Annotated in this window: 14 protein-coding genes; 6 read left to right on the forward strand and 8 right to left on the reverse strand. The window is 64.4% G+C overall.

Annotated elements, in window-relative coordinates:
• Position 1: 1 nt before the first annotated feature.
• From N4Q37_RS05210 to pedF, 5 genes are all read right to left on the reverse strand, one after another.
• On the reverse strand, positions 2-1,777 hold the full coding sequence (locus N4Q37_RS05210) for a PQQ-dependent methanol/ethanol family dehydrogenase (protein WP_260955827.1): 1,776 nt from the start codon (positions 1,775-1,777) through the stop codon (positions 2-4).
• A gap of 189 nt (positions 1,778-1,966) precedes the next feature.
• Positions 1,967-2,902 carry a quinoprotein relay system zinc metallohydrolase 1 gene (locus N4Q37_RS05215; protein WP_260955828.1) on the reverse strand — a complete coding sequence of 312 codons (936 nt, stop codon included), beginning with the start codon at positions 2,900-2,902 and terminating at the stop codon, positions 1,967-1,969.
• 16 nt (positions 2,903-2,918) lie between these two features.
• Positions 2,919-3,674 (reverse strand): quinoprotein dehydrogenase-associated SoxYZ-like carrier, encoded by a 756-nt coding sequence (locus N4Q37_RS05220; protein ID WP_260955829.1) that lies wholly within the window; start codon positions 3,672-3,674, stop codon positions 2,919-2,921.
• Between the two features lie 10 nt (positions 3,675-3,684).
• A complete protein-coding gene (locus N4Q37_RS05225; protein WP_260955830.1) occupies positions 3,685-4,560 on the reverse strand; it encodes a substrate-binding periplasmic protein in 876 nt (291 codons plus the stop codon).
• Between the two features lie 5 nt (positions 4,561-4,565).
• Positions 4,566-5,027, reverse strand: a complete 462-nt coding sequence (gene pedF, locus N4Q37_RS05230; protein WP_260955831.1) for a cytochrome c-550 PedF — start codon at positions 5,025-5,027, stop codon at positions 4,566-4,568.
• A 253-nt stretch (positions 5,028-5,280) separates the two neighbouring features.
• Here pedF and exaA point away from each other — a divergent pair, with 253 nt between their 5' ends.
• Together exaA and N4Q37_RS05240 are read left to right on the forward strand one after the other, a co-directional pair.
• The gene (gene exaA / locus N4Q37_RS05235) at positions 5,281-7,137 is read left to right on the forward strand and encodes a quinoprotein ethanol dehydrogenase (RefSeq protein ID WP_260955832.1); all 1,857 of its coding nucleotides are present in this window, start codon (positions 5,281-5,283) and stop codon (positions 7,135-7,137) included.
• Positions 7,138-7,259: 122 nt separating this feature from the next.
• Positions 7,260-7,904: a pentapeptide repeat-containing protein gene (locus tag N4Q37_RS05240; protein WP_260955833.1), complete on the forward strand. Its 645-nt coding sequence runs from the start codon at positions 7,260-7,262 to the stop codon at positions 7,902-7,904.
• Positions 7,905-7,952: 48 nt separating this feature from the next.
• Here the strand turns inward: N4Q37_RS05240 and N4Q37_RS05245 are convergent, their stop codons facing one another.
• From N4Q37_RS05245 to N4Q37_RS05255, 3 genes are read right to left on the reverse strand one after another with little or no spacing between them, the layout of a single operon-like run.
• Positions 7,953-8,591 carry a response regulator gene (locus N4Q37_RS05245; RefSeq protein WP_260955834.1) on the reverse strand — a complete coding sequence of 213 codons (639 nt, stop codon included), beginning with the start codon at positions 8,589-8,591 and terminating at the stop codon, positions 7,953-7,955.
• Entirely contained in the window at positions 8,591-9,847 is a 1,257-nt protein-coding gene (locus N4Q37_RS05250; RefSeq protein WP_260955835.1) for a HAMP domain-containing sensor histidine kinase, read from the reverse strand. The genes N4Q37_RS05245 and N4Q37_RS05250 overlap by 1 nt, the downstream gene beginning before the upstream one ends.
• A 2-nt stretch (positions 9,848-9,849) precedes the next feature.
• On the reverse strand, positions 9,850-10,029 hold the full coding sequence (locus tag N4Q37_RS05255; protein WP_260955836.1) for a hypothetical protein: 180 nt from the start codon (positions 10,027-10,029) through the stop codon (positions 9,850-9,852).
• Between the two features lie 154 nt (positions 10,030-10,183).
• On the opposite strand from N4Q37_RS05255, the gene N4Q37_RS05260 reads away from it, so the two are divergent.
• The 4 genes from N4Q37_RS05260 to N4Q37_RS05275 are packed head-to-tail and all read left to right on the forward strand — an operon-like array spanning position 10,184 to position 13,900.
• The gene (locus N4Q37_RS05260; protein WP_260955837.1) at positions 10,184-11,365 is read left to right on the forward strand and encodes an ABC transporter substrate-binding protein; all 1,182 of its coding nucleotides are present in this window, start codon (positions 10,184-10,186) and stop codon (positions 11,363-11,365) included.
• A 26-nt stretch (positions 11,366-11,391) separates the two neighbouring features.
• Positions 11,392-12,381, forward strand: a complete 990-nt coding sequence (locus tag N4Q37_RS05265; RefSeq protein WP_260955838.1) for a YVTN family beta-propeller repeat protein — start codon at positions 11,392-11,394, stop codon at positions 12,379-12,381.
• Positions 12,378-13,109, forward strand: a complete 732-nt coding sequence (locus tag N4Q37_RS05270) for an ABC transporter ATP-binding protein (RefSeq protein WP_260955839.1) — start codon at positions 12,378-12,380, stop codon at positions 13,107-13,109. The genes N4Q37_RS05265 and N4Q37_RS05270 overlap by 4 nt, the downstream gene beginning before the upstream one ends.
• On the forward strand, positions 13,106-13,900 hold the full coding sequence (locus tag N4Q37_RS05275) for an ABC transporter permease (protein WP_260955840.1): 795 nt from the start codon (positions 13,106-13,108) through the stop codon (positions 13,898-13,900). Before N4Q37_RS05270 ends, N4Q37_RS05275 begins: the two co-directional genes overlap by 4 nt.
• Positions 13,901-13,934: the final 34 nt, after the last annotated feature.

The raw sequence follows: 13,934 nt of genomic DNA on the forward strand, positions 1-13,934 counted from the left end.
CTCAACGCTTGGCCACCAGATCCTTCGGCAACTTGAAGGTCCAGAGCATCCCGCCCTGGTTGAAGTCCTTCACGCGCTTGGCGACTTCGCCGCCCCACAGCGGCACCGCCCCGCCCCAGCCCGAGACCACGGAGACGTATTGCTCGCCGTCCATTTCCCAGGTGATGGGCGAGCCCAGCACGCCGGAGCCGGTCTGGAATTCCCAGACCTTTTCCCCGGTCTTGGCGTTGAATGCTTGCAGGAAGCCTTCAGGCGTACCGGTGAACACCAGGTTGCCCTTGGTGGTCAGGACTCCACCCCACAGCGGCGCGAAGTTCTTGTGGCGCCAGACTTCCTTGCCGGTCTTGGGATCGATGGCCCGCAGCACGCCAATGTAGTCCTCGTTCAGCGGCTTGATGGTGAAACCGGCGCCGAGGAACGCCGCGCCCTTCTTGTAGGCGATGCCTTCGTTCCAGATGTCCATGCCCCACTCGTTGGACGGCACGTAGAACAACCCGGTGTCCTGGTTGTAGGCCATGGGCATCCAGTTCTTCGCGCCGAGGAAAGCCGGTGCGACGAACACCGAGCTGCCCTTGGCTTCGCTACCCGGCGCGCCCGGACGACTGGCCTCGTTGTAGATCGGTCGTCCATCCTTGTCCAGGCCGCTGGCCCAGGTGATCTTGTCGACGAACGGGAAGCCACGGATGAACTTGCCGTTGGTGCGATCGAGCACGTAGAAGAAACCGTTACGGTCGGCAGTCGCGGCCGCCTTGATGTCCTTGCCGCCTTCCTTGTAGTTGAACGAGATCAGCTCGTTGACGCCGTCATAGTCCCAGCCATCGTGCGGCGTGCTCTGGAAGTGCCACTTGATGCTGCCGTCGTCCGGGTTCAGGGCCAGGCGCGAGGAGGAATAGAGGTTGTCGCCAGGGCGCAGGTGGGAGTTCCACGGCGCCGGGTTGCCGGTGCCGAACAGCAACAGGTTGGTTTCCGGGTCGTAGTAGCCGCCCAGCCAAGGCGCGGCACCACCGGTTTTCCAGAGGTCGCCCGGCCAGGTCTTGCCGGCTTCGCCGCCGGAGATGCCGTTCTCGATGGCCTTGCCGTCCTTGTAGACGTAGCCCATGTGCCCTTCCACGGTCGGACGGGTCCACAGCAGCTCACCGTTCTTCGGGTCGAAGGCACTGATCTGCCCCACGACGCCGAACTCGCCACCGGCCACGCCCGTGATCAGCTTGCCGTTGATCACCAGCGGTGCGGCGCTGATGGAATAGCCTTCCTTGTGGTCGGCGACTTTCTTGCTCCACACCACCTTGCCGGTGTCCTTGTTCAGGGCCACCAGCTTGGCGTCGAGGGTGCCGAAGAACACCAGGTCGCCATACAGCGCCACGCCACGGTTGATCACGTCACAGCAAGGACGGATGTCATCGGGCAGGCGCGCATCGTACTGCCACAGCTTCTTGCCGGTGCGCGCATCCACGGCGAACACCCGCGAATAGGAACCGGTGAGGTACATCACCCCGTCCTTGATCATCGGCTGCGCCTGCTGGCCGCGCTGTTTTTCACCGCCGAAGGAGAAGGCCCAGACCGGGCGCAGATCCTTGACGTTGTTGACGTTGAGGGTATCGAGCGGGCTGTAGCGCTGGCCCTGGACGCCCAGGCCATTGGTCACGACCTGTTGCGGGTTTTTCGGATCCTGGAGAATTTCCTGATCGGTCACGGCGGCCAAGGCCGAACCAGACAGCAGCATGGCACTGAGCAGCAGGCTTACGGCGAAGGGTTGGCGACGTGCGGGATGAGTCATGACGGCTACCTCTGCGGTTATTGTTATACCCGGGAAATTTTCCCGGTCTGCCACAGATTCTTGGGCTCGGCGCCATCGCCAACAATTGCCCGCTGTGTTGAGTTTTCTAGTTCCTTGGTACATGTGAAGCACAGGCGGGGGAGCTAGCAGATCCCCTGTGGCGAGGGAGCAAGCTCCCTCACCACAGGATTATTGAGGCTTGCTGTCCACCCGCCTCATCCCTGCCCGCTCGTAGCGCGGATAAAGGTGGCTGACGCTGCGAATCAACTCATACCGGCTCAGGCTGATGCCGGCAAAACGCTCGGGAATGGGGCTGCGGATCATCTCGGCCATGTCGTCGCCGCGGGCCGCGCCGTCGCGCATCAGTTGGTCGAGCCAGCCCAGGTAGTCGCGCATCTGCACGAAGGGCGCGGCGTCGGTCGCCAGCGGGCCGTGGCCGGGTACGATCTGTTTCCAGGGCAAGGCCTGCAAGGTGTCCAGGTCCTTGAGCCAGACCTCGAGCCCGGGGCTGTTGGGGGTGGTCAGGGCCCGTTCGTAGAACACCAGGTCGCCGGCGAACAACACGCCGGTGGTCTCGTCGAGGATCGCCAGGTCAGCCCCGGTGTGCCCGGCCAGTTGCAACAGGCGCAACACGTGATTGCCTACCGTCAGCGTTCCGGCGGTCAGCACCTGGGTGGGCAACACCAGCTCGGTGCCGCGCATCCAGTCGCCCACCAGGCGGTACATGTTTTCCGCCAGGGCATCGCCCTGTTGGCGCAACAACTGCGCGGTGCCCGCCAAGGCACCGATGGGCACATCGCTGAAGGCCTGGTTACCCAACACATGGTCGGGATGATGATGGGTCAGCAGCACTTGGATGACCGGCTTGTCGGTCGTCGCCGCAATGACCTGGCGCAGGGCCTCGCCGTAGCGCCTGGACGGCCCGGTATCGATCACCACCACACCGGCGTCGGTAACGATGAACGCCGTGTTGACGATGTTGCCGCCGTTGGCCTTGGCAAAATTCTCGGTGCTGCCTTCCAGCAGCCAGGTGCCGTCGGCGATCTGCCGGGGCTTGAGCGCATAGTCCGTGTCGGCCCAGGCCGGCCAGTACAAGCCCATGAGGATCAGCAACAACCAGCGCATGGCGCACTCCTTGTGGTCAGGGGATTGTCGCTTCGAAGGCGTTGCCGCTGTTGTCACGCAGCACCAGTCGGGTACGGCCCGGGCCCTGGAGGTCGAAGCCCAGGTTGGGGTTTTCGCTGACGGCCGGAAACAGCTCCAGCCGCGCCAGTACCTCACCGTCGGCGCCCAGCAGTTGGGCTTGGTTGAGGTAGAACTCGGGGATGCCGCTCACCAGGCCGTTGTCCATCGGGTGAGCGACCTGCAAACGCAAGCGGCTGCTGTCGCCCCGGGGGTAGCGGGCCCCGAGTACTTCGCCCAGGTGTTCCTCCCACCCGGGCTGGGTACGCACCACGCTGGGCGCCGTGCAGCCGCCGCCGGCCGCATCGATCAGGGTCGAGCCCACATGCCACAAGCCGTCGCGGGTCTGCACGGCGGCGCGCAACGGGGTGGCTTGCTCGATGCGGATGCGGATCGACAGCCAGGGCAACACCCGGGGCCCGGGTTGGAAGTCGACGATCCTGGGCAACGGGTTCAGTTCAGCCCACGCCAGTATCCGCACCACGTCGCCGCCGAAGGCCCGGGCGTCGATTTCCAGCGGTACCTGGCGCGCGTCTTCGGCAAAGGGTGGCGCCAGCAACCGCACCCGTTCATCGAACACGAACGGCGCCTCACCCAACAATTGCTTGTGATAAAAGGCCCACATCACCGACGGCGCCGGATCCTTTCCCGGTTCGGCCGCCGCGAGCGCGATCATCGGCAAGCTGCACAACAGGCACCACAGCGGCCACTTCATCCTTGCGCTCCTATTGATACATCTCGGGCACGTCATAACGCAGGCCGTAGCGGGCATAGACGCCCTGGACGCTGCCGTCACGGATCAAGCCTTCCAGGGCTTCTTCCACCGCATAGGCCAGTTGCCGGTTGCTCTCATGCACCGCCATGCCGATTTCCCAGCGCTGCTTGCCCATGTTCGGGTAGGCGTTTTCCGCCAGCGCCAGTTGCGGATCAGCCGCCTCGTGGACCTGCCAGTCGATTTCCCCGCGCATGGCCATCACGGCATCGACCTCACCAACCTGCATGGCCTTGAAGGCCTGGCTGACACCGGGGTAATGATGGGTCTTGGCGCTGAGCATGCCGTTGAACACCGACGTCAGGTAGAACGAAGGCACGCTGTCGACTTCCACGCCAATGGGGTGTTGCTGGAACACCGCGACGCTGCCCACCGAATCCAGCCGGCGGCGGTCATAGGCGACCTGCCAGCACTCCTGCTGGTAGGGACCGAACATCACCACCTGGGCATTTTCCAGTTCGCCGACGTCGTTGCGTCTTTGCACGTAGTCATGGTCGTAGGGCACGCGCATCATCAGGTCGGCCAGCTGTCGGTCATGCAGCGGGCTGCTGCGCCAGATGTAGTCGCGCAGGTCGTCGTCGAGCTTCTCGCCGGGCGGTGCCCAGATCAGTTGCAGGCGTACGCCCAGCGCCTTGGCCAGGGCCTGCGCCAGCTCGACGTCGACACCACGGGGTTGGCCGTGGTCCTCGAAACTGTACGGAGCAAAGTCCTTGTACACCGCCACTTTCAGTTCGCCGGCGGCGATCATCTGGTCGTAGCTGCGCACCTGCGCCTGCACCGTTTGGCCCCACAGCAGCACGCTGCACATTACCCATGCGAACAGGCGCATGGCGGTCACTCCTCGACGTGCACGCTGTCGAGGTAGGTGCGCACCGCCCACAAGGCTTCCTGGCTCAGGTAGTCGGCCATTTTCGGCATGTAGACCCGACCGTCGCGCACCGCGCCGTGGCGCACGCGTTCGACGAACCACTCATCGCCGGCTTCGGCGGCGTCGAGCATGCGCAGGTCCGGGGCGATCCCGCCGGACTTGGCCTCCAGGCCATGGCAGGCCGCGCAGTTCTGGTTGTAGGCCGAGGCACCGATTTCCAAGGCTTTGTCACGCTCGGGTGAGTTGCGATAGGGGTTCTGTGAAGCCCATCCGTCAGCGTCCAACGGCAGGTTGGCATCCTTGACCGGCGTCAGCCCCTTGGTTTCCACTGCCTGGGGCACCACGTTGCCATGGGCCCATGCGGAGCCTGCGCCAGCCAGCCCCATCAGTAATGCAGTGGCGATGATGACGTTGCGTTTTGTTGTCATTGTTATGCCCTCGAAATTACACGCAAGACCTCTTTGAAAGAGGCCATGCCGTCATCTTAGGAAGGCCCCGGCCCGAGCCGAATGCTGCTTTGGTGGCCGGGCACTAGTTCCTTGGTAGCAGGCCCTGCGACGCAGGTCGCAAAGACAGGCGCGGCGGGAAGTCTTCCCGACAAGGGCGGGACTTTTTCCGTATCGGTATGGCCTGGCGCGACCGACCCTAGTCAGGCCAAAAACCTCACTGGGAATGCCCACCATGACAATAAGAAACCTACCCGCCCTCTCCTCCCTGGCCATCGCCTTGGCGTTGGCCGGCGGTTTGTCGCTCAGCCCCGTGGCCCGCGCGGCCGTCACCTGGGAAGACATCGCCAACGACCACCTGACCACCAAGGATGTGCTGCAATACGGCATGGGCACCAACGCCCAGCGCTGGAGCCCGCTGGCCCAGGTCAACGACAAGAACGTGTTCAAGCTGACGCCGGCCTGGTCCTATTCGTTCGGCGACGAGAAGCAACGCGGCCAGGAGTCCCAGGCCATCGTCAGCGACGGCGTGGTGTATGTCACCGGCTCGTACTCGCGGGTGTTCGCCCTCGACGCCAAGACCGGCAAGCGCCTGTGGACCTACAACCATCGCCTGCCGGACAACATTCGCCCGTGCTGCGACGTGGTCAACCGCGGCGCGGCCATTTATGGCGACAAGATCTACTTCGGCACCCTGGACGCGCGGGTGATCGCCCTGGACAAGAACACCGGCAAGGTGGTGTGGAACAAAAAATTCGGCGATCACGCCGGCGGCTACACCATGACCGGCGCCCCGGTGCTGATCAAGGACAAGGTCAGCGGCAAGGTGCTGTTGATCCACGGCAGCTCCGGCGACGAGTTCGGCGTGGTCGGCCAACTGTTCGCCCGCGACCCGGACACCGGCGAGGAAGTCTGGATGCGCCCGTTCGTCGAAGGTCACATGGGCCGGCTCAATGGCAAGGACAGCACCCCGACCGGCGACATCAAGGCACCCTCCTGGCCTGACGACAAGACCACCGGGACCGGCAAGGTCGAAGCCTGGAGCCACGGCGGCGGCGCCCCTTGGCAGAGCGCCAGTTTCGACGCCGAGACCAATACCATCATCGTCGGCGCGGGCAACCCCGGCCCTTGGAATACCTGGGCGCGCACGGCCAAGGATGGCAATCCCCACGATTACGACAGCCTCTATACATCCGGCCAGGTCGGCGTCGACCCGAGCACCGGCGAGGTGAAATGGTTCTACCAGCACACACCCAACGACGCCTGGGACTTCTCCGGCAACAACGAGCTGGTGCTGTTCGACTACAAGGACAAGGACGGCAAGCTGATCAAGGCCACGGCCCACGCCGATCGCAACGGTTTCTTCTACGTGGTGGACCGCAACAACGGCAAGCTGCAGAACGCCTTCCCCTTCGTCGACAACATCACCTGGGCCAGCCACATCGACCTCAAGACCGGCCGCCCGGTGGAGAATCCCGGCCAGCGCCCGGCCAAGCCGTTGCCCGGCGAAACCAAGGGCAAGCCGGTGGAAGTCTCGCCGCCCTTCCTCGGTGGCAAGAACTGGAACCCAATGGCCTACAGCCAGGACACCGGGCTGTTCTACGTGCCGGGCAACCAGTGGAAAGAGGAGTACTGGACCGAAGAAGTTAACTACAAGAAAGGCTCGGCCTACCTGGGCATGGGGTTTCGCATCAAGCGCATGTACGACGATCACGTCGGCAGCCTGCGGGCAATGAACCCCACCACCGGCAAGGTGGTCTGGGAGCACAAGGAACCCCTGCCGCTGTGGGCCGGCGTGCTCGCGACCAAGGGCAATCTGGTGTTCACCGGCACCGGCGATGGTTTCTTCAAGGCCTTCGACGCGAAGACCGGCCAGGAGCTGTGGAAATTCCAGACCGGCAGCGGCATCGTCTCCCCGCCCATCACCTGGGAGCAGGACGGCGAGCAGTACATCGGCGTGACCGTCGGCTACGGCGGTGCCGTGCCGTTGTGGGGTGGCGACATGGCCGAGCTGACCAAGCCCGTGGCCCAGGGCGGGTCATTCTGGGCGTTCAAGATTCCGAGTTGGGATAACAAAGTGGCCCGCCAATAACCATTGCCGAATGGCTTGCTAGAGCGAGCTTGCTTGCGATACGGCGAGCAAGCTTTGCCTTCACAGGGATGAAATGACGCACATGACCTCTCTGTCCAATCAGATCGAACGAGTTGACTGCCATGAGACTTCTGCCTCTGCTGCTTCTGCTCATCGGAACCTTTGCCGGTGCCGATGACACCGAAACACCCCTGACGATCAACGAATGCCTCATCGCCGAATCCAGCCAATGCCCCGGCGCCAACTTGCGGGGCGCCAAGCTGGCGAACCAGGACTTGCGCAAAATGAACCTCAGCGGTGCCGACCTGCGCGATGCCGATCTACGGCACGCGCGGCTGGACCTGGCCAACCTGGAGAAAGCCCGGCTACAAGGCGCCAACCTGACCCGCGCGAGCCTGCAACAGAGCAACCTGCGCCTGGCGGATTTCAGCGGCGCCACGCTCAAGGCGATCCAGGGTTGGGGCCTGTTCGGCCAGGGTGCGCAGTTCCAGCAGGCGGACCTGAGTGGCGCCTACCTGGAATTCGCTCGCCTGTCCGGCGCCCGTTTGCACGCGGCCAACTTGCAGGCCGCCGACCTGGAAATGGCCTGGCTGAACAAGGCCGACCTCAAGGGCGCCGACCTGCGCGACACCAACCTGCAAGAGGCCAAGCTCGCTGAAAGCAACCTGGAACAGGCCAACCTGAACGGTTCACGCCAGCACTATGGGAATTTCCAGGGGGCCAATATGGAGGGCTGCAAGGGGTGTCCGGTGTCCTGGGATCAATGAGCCTGTCGCGCTCCCGCGCCACAAGTGATTGCATTTCAAATCAAACATTCATCCCGCCACCCGCACCACCCCCATGTCGATCCCCAGGTGCACCAGTTCGGCATGGGAACTGACCTGCAGCTTGCTCTTGAGCAGCGTGAGGTGGTTGGACACGGTCTTGGCACTGATGCACAGCTGTTCGGCGATGGTCCGCGCCGGGGTGCCCTTGGCGAGCATGACGAAGATTTCCAGCTCGCGCTGGGTCATCGATTGCAGGCGCGGGTCGGCGTCATGTCGGGAGCTGGCGCAGGCCAGTTGGGTCGCCAGGCCCTGCTCGATGTAGACGTGGCCCGCCAGCACCCGTCGCACGGCTTCCACCAGCACCTGGGGCGCGGAATTCTTGGTCAGGTAACCCGAGGCACCGGCCTCCAGCGCCTGGCGCACCAAGGGCAGTTCATCGTGCATGCTGAAAAACAAAACCCGCAACTGCGGCAGGCGTTGGCGCAAGCGGCGGGTGGTTTCCAGGCCACTGATACCGGGCAGGCCGAAGTCCATGATCACCAGGTGGGGCACCTGCTCCAGCACCAGGCCCAGCGCCTCCTCACCCGTGGCTGCTTCCCGCACCGAGAGGTCCGGCATCAGTGCCCGCAACAGGCTGGCGTAGCCCTGTCGAACCACCGCATGGTCGTCCACCAACACAATGTTCATCACGCCTCCATGGGAATGTTCAAGGCCAACGCCCAACCGGCGCCGGGCTGGTTGATGACACGCAGTTCGCCCCCCAGGCTGCGGGCCCGTTCGGACATCGAATGCAGGCCAACGCCCGCACGCGAGAGTTGCGGCGCGCCGCGGCCGTTGTCTCGCACCAGCAAGCGCAGGCGACCGGCGCGGTGTTGCAGGCGAATCCGCACCTGGCTGGCGCCGGCATGCCGGGCCACGTTGGTCAGGGCTTCCTGTAGCAAGCGATACAGATGGGTCTTGTCCGCACCGGACAAGGGCGGCAGCGCGTCGTCGATCAGCAGTTGGCAGGCGATGCCCTGGGTCGCCTGCCATTGACCGGCCAACACCTCGATGGCTTCACACAACGGCAAGTGCTGCAGCACCACCGGGTACAAGTCATGCACCAGTGTCCGGAAGCCTTGCTGCAAATGCTCGCAATGCGCTTCGAGCTGGCTGACGGTCTGCTCCAGTGCGGGCGGCTGCTCGATCACCAGTCGCAGCAGGCACGCCCGGGCACGAATGCCGGCGACGTATTGGCCCAGATCATCGTGCAGGGTCTGGGCCAACCGGGTGCGCTCCTGCTCCTGCACGGCCAACAAGGCTTGGGTAAGCCGGGTGTTATCGGCCCGGGCCTCGGCCAGGGCTGCGCTCATGCGGTTGAAATGCCCCGCCAGGTGCTGCGCTTCCGGGACGCCTTCGACCGGCAGCCGGACCTGCAGATTGCCCGCCGAGACCTGGCACAGCGCGCTCAGCAACTGGTCCAGCCAGCGCATGCCCCGGCGCACCGCCCAGCGGATCACCAGCAGGCTCAGCAACAGCGCCATGGCGCAGACACCCAGCAATTGCACGAGGGAATCGAGGATCTCCTGGATTTCGTCCCGAGGATCGACCGCAATCCATGCCCGTCGACCGTCAGGCAGGTCCACCTTTTGTGGAGCCGGTCCGTCTTCCAGCAGCCGCTGGCCGAGCCAGGCCTTGAACCCGCCTTCGACCGACGCCGGAAGGCTTTCTCCCGCCGCCAGCCAGCGCACCCGCACATGCCGCAGGCTGCCGGTCAGCCGCGGCTGGAGGCTGGCCGGGTCGCGCTCGGCGATTTCGCGCAGGTAATGCACCACCGATTCGGCCGATTGCAGTTCGCGCTTCACATCGGCCATGGCCTGGTGCAACAACAGAACGGCGCAGGCCAGGGTGACCAGGGCAAAAAAAGCCGAAACCCAGCAGTTGATTCGCCAGAGGGCCGACATGATCAGTGGCCCATCACCGGAATCTCACACATGCCACCCCGGATACATCCAGTTTGTGGGAGCGCCGGATGGCCGCAAGTCTTCAGGCCGCTGCAACCGATTTTCCTGGCGGACAACCGATCCACCCCGATCAGGCTCAGGATCAGCAGAAACGGTAACAGCAGGGCTTTGAGAATCCGCATGGCCTGTCCGCTCCTGATCAACGACGATGCCTGCATGCTAAAACCCCGGAACCCAGGCAGGGCTACTACCTTGGTACTGACCCGGTGGTACTTTCTGCATATTTCCCCATGAGCGCGGGCTTTCTATGCTGGAGCTACCTGCATTGGAGGTGATATGCGCCGGCTCGTCAGTTACGCCTTGATTCCCCTGCTGGCCGCCTGCGGTTGGCTGCCGAGCACCGTGCAGGCGGGCGACGAGGTCGGTTTGCAAGTGCGCATCGGCTACCTGGGCTATCGCCCCGACCCGGGCCCGTTGCTGTCCAATGTCATCGCCGAGCCCACCGATGCCGGCCTGCGCGGTGCGGAGCTGGCGATCATCGACAGCAACAGCACCGGGCGCTTTCTCAAGCATGACTATCGCCTGCAAAGCGCCAGCGTCGACAACCCTGAAGCACTGCTCCAGGCGGCCCGTGCCCAGCATGACCAGGGCGTACGCCTGTTCGTGATCAACGCCCCGGCGCAGAGCTTGCGCCAGCTCAGTGCCGCCCTGCCCGACAGCCTGCTGTTCAATGCCGGCAGCCCCGACGACAGCCTGCGCACCACCGACTGCCTGGGCAACGTGCTGCACAGCCTGCCCGACCGGGCGATGCTCGCCGACGCCCTCATCCAGTTCAGCGCCGTGCGCAAATGGCAGCGGGCCTTGCTGATCGTCGGCCAGACGCCCGAAGACCAGGCCTACGCCGCAGCCTTGCGCCGGGCCATGAAACGCTTCGGCGTGAAAATCGTCGCGGAAAAAGCCTGGACGTTCGACAACGACCAGCGCCGCAGCGCCCAGGCCGACATGCCGCTGTTCACCCAGACCGCCGAATACGACGTAGTACTGGTGGCCGACGAGCGCGGCGACTTCGGCGAATACCTGCCCTACCAGACCTGGTACCCGCGCCCGGTGGCCGGCACCCAGGGGTTGACCCCCACCGGCTGGCACAAAACCGTGGAAACCTACGGCGCGGCGCAGCTGCAAAAACGCTTCGAAGCCTTGTCCGGCCGCTGGATGAACGACCGCGATTTCGCGGCCTGGATCGCCGTGCGCAGCATCGCCAGCGCCGTCGGGAAATTACGCCGGGATGATCCGTTCGCCATTCGCCAATTGGCCCTGAGCGACCAGTTGCCCGTGGACGGTTTCAAGGGCCGCAAGCTCAGCTACCGCCCCTGGAACGGCCAACTGCGCCAACCCATCCCGCTGGTCCAACCGCGCGCCCTGGTGAGCACCTCGCCACAAGACGGTTTCCTGCACCCAACCAATGAAATGGACAGCCTGGGCTACGACCAGCCCGAAGTGAGCTGCCGTTACCCCTGATCGATAACAACAATAAGGACACCGCCATGCGCCGCTTGCCGCTCTACCCCACCCTGCTCGGCCAGGCCCTGGCCCTGTGCACGAGCCTGCTGGTCGCCGGCCCGGCCGCCGCCAGCATCGCCTGGGTCTCCAACGAGAAGGACAACAGCCTGAGCCTGATCGACATGCAGCGCCTGGAAGTCATCGACACCCTGCCGGTGGGCCAACGTCCACGGGGCCTGTTGCTGTCCCATGACAATCGCCTGCTGTACATCTGCGCCAGCGATTCGGACCGGGTCCAGGTGATGGACGTCGCCACCCGCAAGATCGTCAAGGAACTGCCCTCCGGCAAGGACCCGGAGCAGTTCGCCCTGCACCCCAATGATCGCTGGCTCTACGTGTCCAACGAGGACGATGCCCTGGTCACGGTAATCGATACCCAGACCTCCGAAGTCCTCGGCCAGGTCGGCGTAGGCGTCGAACCTGAAGGCATGGCGGTCAGCCCGGACGGTAAGTGGACGGTCAACACCAGTGAAACCACCAACATGCTGCACTGGATCGACACCAGCACCCAGACCCTGGCCGACAGTACCCTGGTGGACCAGCGACCGCGTTTCGTCGAGTTCAATCGCGACGGCACCCAGCTCTGGGCCTCGGCGGAAATCGGCGGAACGGTGACCATTCTCGACGTCGCCACGCGCCAGGTGCTCAAGACCCTGACCTTCCAGATCAAAGGCGTGCACCCGGACAAGGTGCAACCGGTGGGCATCAAGCTCAGTGCCGACGGCACGCTGGCGTTCGTCGCCCTGGGCCCGGCCAATCATGTGGCGGTGGTCGACGCCAAGACCTTCGAAGTGCTGGACTATCTGCTGGTAGGCCGGCGGGTCTGGCAATTGGCGTTCACCCCGGACCAGCGCCAACTGCTGGCGACCAATGGCGTGAGCGGCGACGTCTCGGTGATCGACGTACAGAGCCGCAAGGTGCTCAAGTCGGTGAAGGTCGGGCGCTACCCTTGGGGCGTGGTGGTTACGCCATGAACGCGCTGGAGGTCAGCGACCTGAGCTTTGCCTATGGCTCTCGCGACGCTCTCAAACAGCTCGATTTCAGCGTCACGGCCGGGCGTTTCGCCGCGCTGCTGGGGCCCAACGGCGCCGGCAAGTCCACACTGATCGCCCTGCTCACACGCCTGTATGACCTGCAACGCGGCGACATTCGCATCGGCGGGCACTCCCTGCGCAAATCCCCACGACCGGCCTTGCGCCAGTTGGGCGTGGTGTTCCAACAGAGCACCCTGGACCTGGACCTGAGCGTCGAACAGAACCTGCGGTATCACCTCGCCTTGCATGGCTTGTCGCCGCGTCAGGGTGGCGTGCGGATCGACGCCGAACTGGCCCGCCAGCATCTGACCGAACGCCGCCACGAGCGGGTGCGCGACCTCAACGGCGGTCATCGACGTCGGGTGGAAATCGCCCGGGCCCTGCTCCATGAGCCGCGCCTGTTGCTGCTGGACGAACCCAGCGTCGGCCTCGATCCCGCCAGCCGCCTCGCCCTGGGCCTGCACATCCGCCAACTGTGCCGCGAACAGGGCATCAGCGTGCTCTGGACCACCCACCTGCTGGACGAAGTGCAGCCCAGCGACGACCTGTTGATCGTCCACCAGGGCCACCTGGTCGCCAGCGGCCGCGCCGATGCCGTGAGCCTGGAACACGGCGGCACCCTCGGCTCGGCCTTCACCCGCCTGACCGCTACGGGAGCCCCTTCATGAACGCGTATTGGCAGTGTTTCAGGGGCATCGTCCTGCGCGAGTGGCTGCGCTTCGTCCTGCAACGCACACGGCTGCTCAGCGCCCTGGTGCGACCATTGCTGTGGCTGCTGGTGTTCGCCGCCGGCTTTCGCGCCGCCCTGGGCATCGCCATCATCGCGCCCTACGACACCTACATTCCCTATGAGGTGTACATCGTCCCCGGGCTGGCCTGCATGATCCTGTTGTTCAACGGCATGCAAGGTTCACTGTCGATGGTCTACGACCGCGAAATGGGCAGCATGCGAGTGTTGCTGACCAGCCCCCTGCCCCGGCCGTTCCTGCTGGCGAGCAAGCTGTTGGCGACCGCGCTGATCTCGTTGTTGCAGGTCTATGCCTTTCTCGCCATCGCCTGGCTATACGGCATCCAGCCGCCGACCATGGGCCTGCTGCTGGCTTTGCCGGCGCTGCTGCTGGTGGCGCTGATGCTCAGCGCCCTGGGCTTGCTGTTGTCCAATGCCATCCGGCAACTGGAGAACTTCGCCGGGGTGATGAATTTCGTGATCTTCCCGCTGTTCTTCCTGTCTTCGGCGCTGTACCCGCTGTGGAAGATGCAGGAAGCCAGCCCCTGGTTGTACTGGCTCTGCGCGCTGAGCCCGTTCACCCATGGCGTGGAACTGGTGCGTTTTGCGCTGTACGAACAGCTCAACCTGCTGGCGCTGGCGGTCTGTGCAGGGTTGACCGTGGTGTTCGCGCTGTTGGCGGTGTGGACGTTCAATCCGCAGCATGCGGCGTTGCGCAAGGCCGGTGGCTAAGCCCTTCATTGCGCGGATACCTGTGGGAGCAAAG

Origin of the sequence: Pseudomonas citri, from assembly GCF_025336485.1 — a bacterium.
Classification (GTDB): domain Bacteria; phylum Pseudomonadota; class Gammaproteobacteria; order Pseudomonadales; family Pseudomonadaceae; genus Aquipseudomonas; species Aquipseudomonas citri.

Coding starts and splice junctions, on each gene's coding strand:
- N4Q37_RS05215 (WP_260955828.1), bottom strand. CDS start 2,902: ATGCGCTGGTTGTTGCTGATCCTCATGGGCTTGTACTGGCCGGCCTGG.
- N4Q37_RS05275 (WP_260955840.1), top strand. CDS start 13,106: ATGAACGCGTATTGGCAGTGTTTCAGGGGCATCGTCCTGCGCGAGTGG.
- N4Q37_RS05210 (WP_260955827.1), bottom strand. CDS start 1,777: ATGACTCATCCCGCACGTCGCCAACCCTTCGCCGTAAGCCTGCTGCTC.
- pedF (WP_260955831.1), bottom strand. CDS start 5,027: ATGACAACAAAACGCAACGTCATCATCGCCACTGCATTACTGATGGGG.
- N4Q37_RS05240 (WP_260955833.1), top strand. CDS start 7,260: ATGAGACTTCTGCCTCTGCTGCTTCTGCTCATCGGAACCTTTGCCGGT.
- exaA (WP_260955832.1), top strand. CDS start 5,281: ATGACAATAAGAAACCTACCCGCCCTCTCCTCCCTGGCCATCGCCTTG.
- N4Q37_RS05255 (WP_260955836.1), bottom strand. CDS start 10,029: ATGCGGATTCTCAAAGCCCTGCTGTTACCGTTTCTGCTGATCCTGAGC.
- N4Q37_RS05250 (WP_260955835.1), bottom strand. CDS start 9,847: ATGTCGGCCCTCTGGCGAATCAACTGCTGGGTTTCGGCTTTTTTTGCC.
- N4Q37_RS05265 (WP_260955838.1), top strand. CDS start 11,392: ATGCGCCGCTTGCCGCTCTACCCCACCCTGCTCGGCCAGGCCCTGGCC.
- N4Q37_RS05225 (WP_260955830.1), bottom strand. CDS start 4,560: ATGCGCCTGTTCGCATGGGTAATGTGCAGCGTGCTGCTGTGGGGCCAA.
- N4Q37_RS05260 (WP_260955837.1), top strand. CDS start 10,184: ATGCGCCGGCTCGTCAGTTACGCCTTGATTCCCCTGCTGGCCGCCTGC.
- N4Q37_RS05220 (WP_260955829.1), bottom strand. CDS start 3,674: ATGAAGTGGCCGCTGTGGTGCCTGTTGTGCAGCTTGCCGATGATCGCG.
- N4Q37_RS05245 (WP_260955834.1), bottom strand. CDS start 8,591: ATGAACATTGTGTTGGTGGACGACCATGCGGTGGTTCGACAGGGCTAC.
- N4Q37_RS05270 (WP_260955839.1), top strand. CDS start 12,378: ATGAACGCGCTGGAGGTCAGCGACCTGAGCTTTGCCTATGGCTCTCGC.